7 protein-coding genes are annotated in these 11,304 nt (G+C 72.5%); 3 read left to right on the plus strand and 4 right to left on the minus strand.

Features of this window, described 5'->3' with window-relative positions; genetic code table 11:
• Positions 1-277 precede the first annotated feature (277 nt).
• Positions 278-1,087 carry a LysR family transcriptional regulator gene (locus AB0D31_RS25690; RefSeq protein ID WP_362727382.1) on the minus strand — a complete coding sequence of 270 codons (810 nt, stop codon included), beginning with the start codon at positions 1,085-1,087 and terminating at the stop codon, positions 278-280.
• 68 nt (positions 1,088-1,155) lie between these two features.
• Here AB0D31_RS25690 and AB0D31_RS25695 point away from each other — a divergent pair, with 68 nt between their 5' ends.
• Entirely contained in the window at positions 1,156-2,046 is an 891-nt protein-coding gene (locus AB0D31_RS25695; protein WP_362727384.1) for an NAD(P)H-binding protein, read from the plus strand.
• A 379-nt stretch (positions 2,047-2,425) separates the two neighbouring features.
• Complete coding sequence (locus AB0D31_RS25700) at positions 2,426-4,282, plus strand: serine/threonine-protein kinase (RefSeq protein ID WP_362727386.1); 1,857 nt, start codon at positions 2,426-2,428, stop codon at positions 4,280-4,282.
• 68 nt (positions 4,283-4,350) lie between these two features.
• Here the strand turns inward: AB0D31_RS25700 and AB0D31_RS25705 are convergent, their stop codons facing one another.
• From AB0D31_RS25705 to AB0D31_RS25715, 3 genes are all read right to left on the minus strand, one after another.
• Positions 4,351-7,341: an AAA family ATPase gene (locus AB0D31_RS25705; RefSeq protein ID WP_362727388.1), complete on the minus strand. Its 2,991-nt coding sequence runs from the start codon at positions 7,339-7,341 to the stop codon at positions 4,351-4,353.
• 272 nt (positions 7,342-7,613) lie between these two features.
• Entirely contained in the window at positions 7,614-9,785 is a 2,172-nt protein-coding gene (locus AB0D31_RS25710; RefSeq protein WP_362727389.1) for a M4 family metallopeptidase, read from the minus strand.
• A 426-nt stretch (positions 9,786-10,211) separates the two neighbouring features.
• Positions 10,212-10,748, minus strand: a complete 537-nt coding sequence (locus AB0D31_RS25715; protein ID WP_362727391.1) for a hypothetical protein — start codon at positions 10,746-10,748, stop codon at positions 10,212-10,214.
• Positions 10,749-10,899: 151 nt separating this feature from the next.
• Here AB0D31_RS25715 and AB0D31_RS25720 point away from each other — a divergent pair, with 151 nt between their 5' ends.
• On the plus strand, positions 10,900-11,160 hold the full coding sequence (locus tag AB0D31_RS25720; protein ID WP_362727397.1) for a hypothetical protein: 261 nt from the start codon (positions 10,900-10,902) through the stop codon (positions 11,158-11,160).
• The last annotated feature ends 144 nt before the right edge of the window (positions 11,161-11,304 follow it).

The following is an 11,304-nucleotide window of genomic DNA, read 5'->3' on the forward strand; positions in this document are numbered from 1 at the left end:
CGGGCGGCGAGCGCCGGGCGGTGATCGGCGGGCGGCGGTGGGCCGCCGGGCCGGTGCTCCGGGTGACGGGTGAGGGCGAGCACGTGTTCAAGGTGCCAGCCCGTCCCGACGGGGCACCGACAACCCCTGACCGTCACCGACAGGCCACCGACATGGAGCGCCCGGGTTCGTGCACACGGGGCTCGTGGGCACCCGGCGACACGGCAGCGGCTGGAAGCGGCATGGCAACGACGTGGCAAGGGCGTGCCTGGCCGCGGCCCGCCTCCCGCGTGACCGTTCAGGCGTCCCGCAGTGTGAGCGTGGCGATCTCCAGGAAGTCGCGCACCAGCCTCGGGCGGCGGCCCGCGAGCGCGGCCAGGCACGTGTCGGCGCCGGGGACATCCGTCACCGGGATGTGCACGAGGTCGGGGCGGGAGTAGGAGCGCGCGACGCTCAAGGGGACGAGAGCGATGTCGGATCCCGCCGCGACGTGCTCGAACTTTTCCTCGAGCGACGCGGTTCGCCGCCTGGGTGTGTCGATGATGTGCTCGCCGTCGAGGTCCGCGGCGGTCAGTTCGGCACGGCCCGCCAGCCGGTGTGCCGTGGGCATGCAGGCGACCCTCGGTTCCCGGCCGATGGGAACGGTGCGCAGCCCGGTGTCGTCGAACGGCCGCCGCAGATAACCGACTTGGGCACGGCCGTCGCGCAGGGGCGTGTCCTGTTCCCACCACACTGCGGGGACGAGGTCGATCTCCACGTCCGGGTGGCGCACGGTGAACGCCCGGACCGCTTCCGAGACGCGGAGGCCGGGGGAGAAGGCGACGGCGAGCCGCTGGACGCCCCGCTCGACGTCGTGCACGCGCCGCACGGCGGTGGAGACGGCGGCGAGGATCGTCCGGGCCTCCTCGTGGAGCCGCTCACCGGCGGCGGTCAGCTCCACGCTGCGGGTGCTCCGCACGAGCAGCGTGCACTGCAGTTCCTGCTCGAACGCCTTGATCTGCCGGCTGAGAACCGGCTGGGTGATGTAGAGCGCCTGAGCCGCCCGGCCGAAGTTCCGGTGCTCGGCCACCGCGACGAAATAGCGGAGCTTGCGCAGATCCAGATCCATGCCCTCAGGGTATCAATGGGCCGAGAAGGGCATTGGACGCCGCAGCGGGGCGGCCCGAGACTCGACACATGATCGTCATCACCGCCCCTACGGGCCACATAGGCAGCCACGTCCTGGACATCCTTCTCAAGCCCGACACCGGAGCCCGTGAAGACCTGCGGGTCATCGTGCGCGACCCAGCCAAGCTCCCCGACTCCGTGCGCGGCCGCGTCGACGTCGTGACCGGATCGCACGGCGACGCCGAGACCGTGAACACGGCGTTCGCCGGCGCGGACGCCGTCTTCTGGCTGGTCCCGCCGAACCCCCGGGCCGCGAGCCTGGACGCCGCGTACAGCGGCTTCACACGTGCCGCCGCGAAGGCGTTTTCCGCCCACGGGGTGACCCATGTCGTCGGCGTCTCGGCGCTCGGGCGCGGCACACCCGTCGCGGGCCGCGCCGGACTGGTCACGGCGTCGCTCGCCATGGACGACTTCATCGCGAGCACGGGCGTCGCCTATCGCGCGCTCGCCAACGGGAGCTTCATGGACAACGTCCTGCGGCAGGTGGCGTCGATCCGCGACGAGGGTGTGTTCAGGGATGTCGTGGCCGCCGACCGCGCAGCACCCGTCGTCGCGACCCGCGACATCGCGGCGGCCGCCGCGAGCCTTCTCCTCGACCGCTCGTGGACCGGCGCGGACGAGGTCCCGGTCCTGGGCCCCGAGGACCTCTCGCCCGTCGACATGGCGCGGATCATGTCCGACGTGCTCGGCCGTCCGATCGGCTACGAGCGGCAGTCACTGGACGATTTCAGTGCCGCCCTCGCCGCGAGCGGGGTCGGGAGCGCGTTCGTCGAGGGCTACCTCGACATGATGCGCTCGAAGGACGCCGGCCTGGACGCGGGCGTCCAGCGCACCCGCCACACCACGAGCCCGACCACCTTCCGCGCCTGGTGCGAGCAGATCCTGAAGCCGGCGGTCTGATCGAGCGCCTGTGACGAGCGGTTCGCGACGCTGCTTGAGCGGGCCGAGCCATCGAGCCTCCCTCGGGGGCGCCGGCACGGATCCCGGGTCGCCCGCCGCGGCCCCCAGCTGGACCGGCTCACCCTATTCGCGGCGGAATGACCAGAGTTGGTCATACGCATCGCCTGAAGCGCCCCGGGTGCCCCCATGCGAGGTCCCGACGGGACGCGGCCCCGGGGCGAAGGGTGCCTGGCTTGCCGCCGTCCAAGCCATCCCTCCGCTTCGATAGGCTCGGCGCCGTAAGCGTTGGGTAAAGGTACACGCGGGGAGAACTGTGACGGATCATCAGCGGGAGCCAGGGCGCGCCGGGGGACCGGACGGTTCGGCGGCGGGGCCGGGAGTGTTCCAGCCCCTGGCCGACGACGACCCCCGCTCCGTGGCCGGATACCTGCTCAGCGCCCGGCTCGGCGCCGGCGGCATGGGCAAGGTGTACCTCTCCTACACACCCGGCGGCCGTCCCGTGGCGATCAAGGTGATCCGCCCGGAATTCGCCGAAGACCCCGATTTCCGCCGCCGGTTCCAGCAGGAGGTCCGCGCGGCCCAGCGCGTGCAGGGCCTCTACACCGCGCCGGTGATCGACAGCGACACCGACGGCCCGCGCCCCTGGCTGGCCACGGCCTATGTCCAGGGACCCTCGCTGCACGCCGCCGTCACCGCACACGGCGCGATGCCGGTCGCCACCGTTCTCCTTCTCGTCGCCGGGATCGCCGAGGCGCTGCAGGTCATCCACCGCGCGGACATCGTCCACCGCGACCTCAAGCCGTCCAACGTGCTGCTCGCCGTCGACGGGCCCCGCGTCATCGACTTCGGTATCGCGCGGGCCGCCGACGCCACCGCCCTCACCGGCACGGGCGTCAGCGTCGGCACCCCGTCCTTCATGTCGCCCGAGCAGGCGGCCGGCAGGAGCTGCACCGAGGCGACCGATGTCTTCGCTCTCGGCCAGATCGCCGTGTTCGCGGCCACGGGCGCCGCGGCCTTCGGCGACGGAGCCTCGCACGCGGTGCTCTACCGGATCGTGCACGAGGACCCCGATCTGTCCCGGCTTCCCGACGAACTGCGCGACATCGTCATGGGCTGCCTCAACAAGGATCCCGCGCGCCGCCCGTCCACCGCCCGGATCATCGAGATGTGCGGCCAGGCATCCCAGGACCCGGCGCTGCGCCGCCCGGACGGCTGGCTGCCGTCGTCGTACGCGGCCGACCTCACCCAGGCCGCCGCACCGACCCCGCCGCCGGGCCCCGCGCACCCGCCGACCCAAGCGGCGCCCCACACACCGCCGGTCTACCCGGCGACCCAGACGGCCGCGCCCACGCCCCCGGCCTACCCGGCGACGCAGGCCGCCGCGCCCACGCCGCCGCCGGTGCATCCGCCGACGCAGAGCGCCCCGCACACGCCGCCGCCTTCCCACGCGCCGGCACAGCACGCCGCGTACCCCAACTCCGTACCGCCGCAAGCCGTACAGCCGCCCGTGGGCGGTTACGGCTACCCGGGGGCGCCCGGCGGGCCGATGACGCCGGCCCCCGGCGCTCCCCACGGATACCCGCATCACACGGTGGGCCAGCCATCCGCCGGCTTCCCGCCGCAGGCACCCCGCAAGCGCAACCGCGCCGGCCTGATCGTCGCCGGGGTGGCGGCCGCCGCGCTCATCGGCGCCGGCGCGTACATGGTGGGGCAGTTCGCCGGCAGTGGCTCGGACGACGCCAAGGACGGCGCGAAGAACAGCGCGTCGCAGCCCGGCGGCACAGCGTCGGGCAAGGGTACGGGCACCGGGAAGAGCAAGGCGCCGGCCGCGCCCAAGGCCTCCGTCTACAACGACATCAGCATCCCCGAGGGGTATTCGGTGATGTTCGCCGACGAGCCGCTGCGTCCCCAGCACCTGGACCCGTACTACGAAGGGGACTTCGGCTACGCGGAGGACATGGTCAACGGGGACGCCCTCGCCACCAACCAGGCCAAGAACACCATGGCGCTGCTGGACGCCAGTGAGCCCGGTTCGCTGGACGGCTGCCGCGCCAACACCCGCTACACCACGTCCATCGGCAAGGACAAGGTCGGCAAGGGGTCCCGGATCTGTGTGAAGACCGGCTCGGGCCACTATGGCCTGGTCACCGTGCGCGGCTTCGCGTCGAAGGACGCGCCGAGCCAGTACGTCAGCGTGGACCTCACGGTGTGGCGCAACGCGGCCACCACATCCTGAACCGGCGTCGTCCCGGCGGGAGTTGACCGAAGGACTCCCGCCGGCGCGCGTTCATCCGCGCGCCCGCGCTACGCCGTCGGCGCTGCCATCACCATGCGGGTGATGTCCACGCGGGACTTGGCGCCCAGCTTCCGGTAGGCGCGGGTGAGGGCGGCCTCGACCGTCTTCACGCTGACGACGAGCCCGGCCGCGATCTCGCGGTTGGTGGCGCCCTGCGCCACGCGGGCCACCACACTGCGCTCCGTCGAGGTGAGGTGGTCCGACCAGGAGCCGTCCTCGGGCCCGCGGGCCGGGCCGTCGGCCGCACGGTCGCGCTCGGCCCGTGTCATGGCGGCCCAGGGCCGGGCGTCGGCCATCGTGAAGATGCGCAGCGCCGCGGCGAAGGAGGCGCGGGCGGCCTGTTCGTCGCCGAGGAGGCGCCGGACCCGGCCCAGGGCGGCCCTGGTGCGGGCCTCCTCCAAGGGGTACCCGATGGCCCGCAGGCGCCGTGCCGCGCCCTCCAACTTGACTGCCGCGCAGACGAGTTCGCCGCGCGCCACATCGATCGCGGCGCCCGCTCGGTCCAGTGTGGCGAGGACACCGGAACGGCCCAGCCGCTCGGCCTGACGGCGGCCCGTCAGGAGCACGGCCTCCGCCTCGTCCGGTGCCCCGCCGGCCGCCAGCGCCTCCGCCAGGTCGGCGTGCCAGCGCCGGGTCGCCGGGTCCTGCTGGCCCTGCGCGGTCTCCAACTGCCCGGTACGCCTGAGGAGTTCGGCAGCCTGTTCGGGCTGGCCCGCGAACAGCCTGACCCGTCCCGCGGCGTGCAGGGCGCGCGGCAGGAAGAGCCGGTCGTTGTCGTCCTCGCTGTGCCGCTCCGCCGCCTCGGCCGCCGTGAGCGCCTGGCTCAGGCTGCCACCGGCCGTCTCCGCGAGCGCCACCGCGTACCAGGCGGGCCCCTGGCTCAGGCCCGCCTCCTCGGTGATCCGCAGGCTCTGCCGGGCGAGGGTGAGCGCGGGCCGGCATCGTCCGCGTTCGATCTCGACCTGGGCGAGACCGATGAGGCACTGGCTCAGACTGTCCGCCGAACCCCGCTGCCGCAGCCGGTACACGAGGGTGCGCAGCTCGGTTCTCGCCTTGTCCAGCTCGTCGCGGACCAGGTGGAAACGATGCTTGAGATAGAGCGGCCCGTTGTGGTGTGTCATGGCGTGTACGTCGTGCGGGGCGGCGAGCGCGGTGGCCAGCGTGGCCTCGGCCTGCGGGAGTCCGAGGAAGAGTTCGAGGGCGGCCTGCTGGGTCAGCGCCATGAGTTCGGTGCGCCGGTCCCCGGTCCGTGCGGCGAGCCCGGCGGCCCGCACCGCGTGGTCGTGGGCGCGTGCGGCGGAACCGCCCACCATCCAGGCACGCCAGCTCATCCGGTAGTGCAACTGGGCCAGCAGTGCGGGGTCACCCGCGGCGTCGCGCACCGCCTCCGGAAAGACGTCCGAGATCTCGGCCATCGCCTGGCCACAGGAGTCGATCACCACGTTCCAGGCGCGGACGCGGTCGGCGGCCCGGCGGGCGTCACTCAACACCTCATGTGCCAGGTGCCGGGCGAAGGCCGGGTCGCCGGCCTCGATGGCGTCCTCCGCGGCGGTGAGCCGGCGCTCGACGTCGATCTCGCTCTGGCCCGCGGGCGTGTACTCGGCGGCCAGCCGGCCCAGTCTCGCCGCCGTCCCCGGGGCGCCCCGGCGCCGCGCCGCGGTGGCCGCCGCGGCGAGCCGGCCCGCCACGACCGGATCGGGTCCCGCGGCGAGCCGGGCAAGGTGATGGGCACGCTCGACGGCATCGTCGGAGGCGTCGGCGAGCGCCTGGTGGGCGGCGACCAGCGTCTCGTACGGGCTCTCCGCCCGCAGCACGAGCGGCGTCAGCGGATCCAGGAACCTGACGGTGCCGTGGTCCGACGCGGAAAGGGCGCCGACGAGTCCGTGCCGTACGCAGATGTCCAGGTCGGACGAGGCGTGGTGGCAGCCGGCGCGACGGAGCAACCGCACCGTGGGACGCACGGCGACGCAGGCGACGAGCAACGTGTGGCGGGAGCGGTCGGGCAGGGCGCCGATCCGGTCGAGGATCGGCCGGCGAAGACAGTGCGGCACAGGGAGCGGCTCGGCGGGATCGGGCGGATCCACACCGTCGAGCCGTACGCGTTCGTCGAGGGCCGAGCTGAGCTCCAGCGCCGTGCGGGGGTTGCCGCCGCTCGCCTCGTGCAGACGCGCGACGAGCCGGCCGGGCCACGCGGGGTGCTCGTGTCGCTCCAGGAGCTCGCCCGTCTCGTGGGCGGTCATGGGCGGGACGGAAATCCGGCGGACCGGTCGTGGACACAGCTCCAGAGCACCGTCCAGCGCACCACCGAAGCCGAGTGCGCCACCTGAGCCCGGGGCACCGCCCGGGCCGAGGGCGCCGCCAGAGCCTGGTGCACCGCCTGAGCCCAGTCCGCCATCGCAGCCGTCACCACCGCCCGGGGACGATCCGAACCCTTCGCCGGAGCGCAGGGCGGCGAGCACCGACATGCCCGGATCGGCCCTGGGCGCAAGGTACGTGAGGATTTCCGCGGTGGGCCGGTCGAGCCATTGGGTGTCGTCCACGACCAGCAGGAGCGGACCGGCCTCGCACAGCCGGGCGAGCACCTTGCGGACGGCGATCCGCAGAACGAGCGTGGCGCGCTCGCCGGCCGGGCCGGCGTCCGGGCCCCGGCCGCTCCGCCCGGGGTGTGCGCTGCGGAGCAGGGCCCCCTCCAGGATTGCTCTCTCGTGCGGGGCGAGGGCGACGAAGGCGTGGTCGTCGAGGTCGGCCAGGAGGTCGATGAGACAGAGGAACGGGGTGTGCTGTTCGGCGGGGGAGGGCGAGCAGCGCAGGATCCGGTGGCCCCGGCCGCGCAACTCCGCGACGAGGTGTGCCACCAGCGTCGTCCTGCCGATGCCGGCCGGGCCCGTGAGCAGGACGCCACCGCCGTGCGACAGGTGGGCGCGAGCCGTCTCGGTGACCGTGGTGCGTTCAACGGCGCGTGGCCGGGGGCTCGTCGGCAGGGTGGTCGGCGCGGTCATCGCAAGCCCTCCCGGACACAGCCTCGTTCACGCGGGTGACATCGGGCGTGAACCCGCCATTGGTGGTGCCGCGCCGAATGTAGGACCGTGCTCGACGAAAGGTCAAGACCAATCGAAGATCTGGTGGAGGCTTGCTCGGGGGCCGGGGACAGGCCGCGGACATGGCACAGACATCGCACAGACATGCCGGACCGGGCCGTCGGTCCTGAGACCAACGGCCCGTCCTGGCAAGCGTGTTGCTGTTGTTCAGGAGCCGGTGCGGGGCTGCCCGGTCAGCAGGCGCCAGCGTCCTTCCAGACGGCCCAGGAACCGGCCGCACCCGGCTCGGCGCCGGTCGAGTACCACTGGGAGGACCACTTGTGACCGTTGTACGCGACCTGGTCGCCCGGCACGTAGCTGGTGCTCGCGCTCCAGGCCGGGATGTTGCCGCAGCCTTGTGGCGGGTTGCCACCGCCGCTGATGCTCCAGGTGAAGGAGGCCGTGCCGGTGGCGTTGTCGGTGTTCTTCGCCGTAACGGTCACGGACGAGGTGCCGGCGGTGGTCGGTGTGCCGGTGATGAGGCCGGTGGAGGAGTTGATGGAGAGGCCGGCGGGCAGACCGGTCGCGCTGTAGGTGAGCGTCTCACCGCCGGGGTCGCTCGCCTGGATCTGGAGCGAGGCCGCGGTGCCGACCGTGCCGCTCTGACTGCCCGGGTTGGTCACCGAGGGTGCGCCGGGCTGGCTGTTGCAGCTGCCGGGAACGGGGTCGGCGCCAGTGACGCTGACCGCGGCCCAGGCCGCGTCGATGGTGTTGTACTCGGCGCAGTGCGTGCCGTACAGGTCGGCGGCGGCCTTCAGCGAGTCGGTGCGCGCCTGGTGGTAGTTCTCACTGCTGTTGGCGTAGGAGGCGAGCGCCTTGTACCAGATCTTGGCGGCCTTGTCGTTGCCGATGCCGGTGACCGTGGAACTGTTGCACGTAGGGCTGTTGCCGTACCCGTGGTCGCCGCTCCCGACGGCCGCGAGGAAGAACCAGTGGTTCAGCGGGCCCATCGAGTAGTGCGGGTCGAGGCTGCCGTTGCTGCTGTTCCAGCAGTTGGGCGACGAGCCGTCCAGGGACGGGTTGTACATGTAGCGCAGCGGCTTGTTGTCGCCGTTGATGTTGATGAGCTCGCCCATGGTGTAGTCGGGCTTGTCCACGGGATTGTTGGCGTAGAACTCGACCATCGTGCCGAAGATGTCGCTGGTGCCCTCGTTCATGCCGCCGGTCTCGCCGGTCTCGTCCCAGCCGGTGAGGGCGCCGCTCACGCCGTGGCTCATCTCGTGCCCCGCGACGTCGAGTTCGACCAGCGGGCGTGCGTTGCTCTGCCCGTCGCCGTACGTCATCTGCGTGCCGTCCCAGAACGCGTTGACGTAGGCGTTGCCGTAGTGCGTGCGGGACGGTACGCCCCGGCCGTCGCCGAAGATGCCGTTGCGGCCCTGGACGTTCTTGTAGTAGTCGAACGTCTCCGCGGCGCCGTAGTGCGCGTCGGCGCCGGCGGACGCCGGGTCGCCGGTGGAGCCGTTGCCGAAGGTGCCGCTCGCGCTGGTGAAGACCGAACCGGTGCCGCTGGTCGCGTGGTTGAGGTTGGTGGTGTAGCCGTTGCCGTGTGAGGGGTCCTGCATCGAGTAGCCGCTGCCGCTCTGGGTGACGTCGAGCGAGACACGGCCGCTGTAGATCGACTGCCCGGCGCCGGCGACCGTCGGTGCGACGGCCTGCGCCGCCGCACCGACCTTCGAGGTGCCGGCGTTCGCGGCCCCCTCGGCCGCGAACGTGCTCACCTCGTCACTGGTCCGTACGACCTTGCCGGTACGGGCGTCCACCAGGACATGCAGGCGGCTGGGTGTCCGGTCCGGGCGCACACCGCTGACGACGGTCTCCCAGACCAGGGTGGCGTCGGTGCCCGCCATCTGCACCGCGAGGTGCGAGGCGGAGACGGAGCCGACGCTGCCCTTGAACGCGGCCCTGGACGTCTTCGCCGCGGTGGACGCGGCGAGTCGGGGCTCGGTGGACACCGTGGCCGTCGTCTGTGAACCGGTGTCAAGGGACCGGTACGCGCCGTCCTTCTTCAGGTGCACGATGACGTCGCCGCCATAGGCGGGAAGCCCCTTGTACGTGCGGTCGAAGCGGACGGCGGCGGAACCGTCACCGTCGACCACCAGGTTGCGGACCGCGAACGCGTCCCCGTCGCCCTTGTGGGCGGCCCCGGCGTGGGCGGCGAGCGCCTTCTGCGCGGCGTCCACGACACGGCTGCGGACGGCGGGCGCCGGGTCGGCGGTGTAAGGGGCCGCGGCGAAGGCGCCCGGACCGGCAGGCGTGGGGTGCGGCTGCGGGGCCGGTGCCGCCGTGGCGGCGGGCAGGGCGATGGCGGACGCGGACACGCAGGCCAGCGCGGCCGTCAAGAGTCTCCCGGCTCTTCGTATCTCCATAGGAGTGGGGGTTCCTTTCGCGTCGTGCACGGGGGAGGCCGCCGCTGGTGCACAGAGCGCGTGAGGAAGGCGGCGGACACGTGCGGGGGGTGCGGATGGCGCGGCCCGTGGCGGGAGCCGCACCGACGCATGAGTGTCCGCAACCGCGGGAGCGTCGGCCAGGCACTGTGCGCGGGGCGAGGGGTTTCCCTATGCGGCGCGGCAGGCAGACGCCCCGGCGCGGCCGCGCGGCCGCGCGAGAACGCGAGAAAGGCCCTTCCGCGCGTCGGTGCGTAGTCAACTCGACGTAGCGGCCGGTCTGTTGCCCTGATGGTCAGGACGCATACAGCAGGGCGTACGGACGAGGCGTACGGACGGGATGTACAGAGCGCGCGCACAGAAAAAAGATGCTGACTGCCCGTCAGGCACCCAATGAGTCCCGGATGCCTAGAAGTCGTTCGAGGACGGCAGGGCTTCGGCGATGAGCCGGGTGGCGAAGTCCTGGTCGTCGGTGATGCGGTTGATGTGTTCCGCGAGGAGGAACGCGGTGGCCTCCAGCGGAGTCATCTCCGCCTCCGTCCACTCCCCGTACTGCGCGCGCCACAAGTTGGGGCTCAGACCGGTGCTCGCCGCGATGACCAGGGCGGCCATGGTGGGAATGGCCTCCGGCCGGATGCTCTTGGGCATCATCCGCATCGAGGCCACCAGGTTGGGCACCACGTACTCGATGACGTCCTTGTCGTGCTCCTCGTGCGCCTGCCGCAGCCAGGTCATGAACATGTAGATCAGGGTGCAGGTGCCGTCCAGCACGTCATCGATGGCCTCCGGGCTGAGTGAGGCGTTGAACTGCTGTGTCAGCTCCCGCTGTTGGGCGTCGCCACCGGCCGTGCCGCTGTGGATGCCCTTGAGCCGGGAGTCGACCATCATCAGCGCCGTGCCCACGTCGCCCGCGGGGGCGTTCTGGGGGCCGTAGCGAGACAACACAGGATTCCTCCTCCGTACGGACCGCGCCGAGCAGCGGCGTGTTCGTACGGTAGGGGATCGGTAGGGCGGGGGTCCGACGAATGGGGTGAAGAGCAGCCCGTCGGGGTACGCGATGCGGCACGCGATGCCGACCGAAAGCGAGCACCCCACCGTGAGCGACCGCAGGCCCGAGGGGCCAGGAGACGCCGGAGCGCCCGTCCCCGAGCCCATACCGCGTGATCTGCCGGACCAGCAGGCCGGCGCCGACGACGACCCGTGGGACGCCGTCGACCACGCCGGGAAGGAACAGCGCGGCGAGCGGCCGGATCCGGGGATCCCCGACACCGACGAGGCGGGCACCGGCCGCCGCGGCGCCCCGCACTCGGGCAGCAAGCGGCCCGGTCACCCCGTGCCGCACGAGCCGCCCGGCTGAGCGTCCGGGCAGGCCGGCCCGTCAAGCGGCGCGTGAGGCGAAAACGCGCCGCCGCCTGCCGTCCCGGGTCACCCGGGACGGCCACCATACGAGAAAGTGGTGGTCTGGCGGAAGCCCCAAACGAAAGACCCGGCGGCCGGGCCC

Source organism: Streptomyces sp. NPDC048361, assembly GCF_040651795.1.
Lineage (GTDB): Bacteria > Actinomycetota > Actinomycetes > Streptomycetales > Streptomycetaceae > Streptomyces.

Excerpts from the sequence above, each read along its gene's own strand:
- AB0D31_RS25710 (WP_362727389.1), bottom strand. The coding sequence starts at position 9,785 with ATGGAGATACGAAGAGCCGGGAGACTCTTGACGGCCGCGCTGGCCTGC.
- AB0D31_RS25695 (WP_362727384.1), top strand. The coding sequence starts at position 1,156 with ATGATCGTCATCACCGCCCCTACGGGCCACATAGGCAGCCACGTCCTG.
- AB0D31_RS25705 (WP_362727388.1), bottom strand. The coding sequence starts at position 7,341 with ATGACCGCGCCGACCACCCTGCCGACGAGCCCCCGGCCACGCGCCGTT.
- AB0D31_RS25690 (WP_362727382.1), bottom strand. The coding sequence starts at position 1,087 with ATGGATCTGGATCTGCGCAAGCTCCGCTATTTCGTCGCGGTGGCCGAG.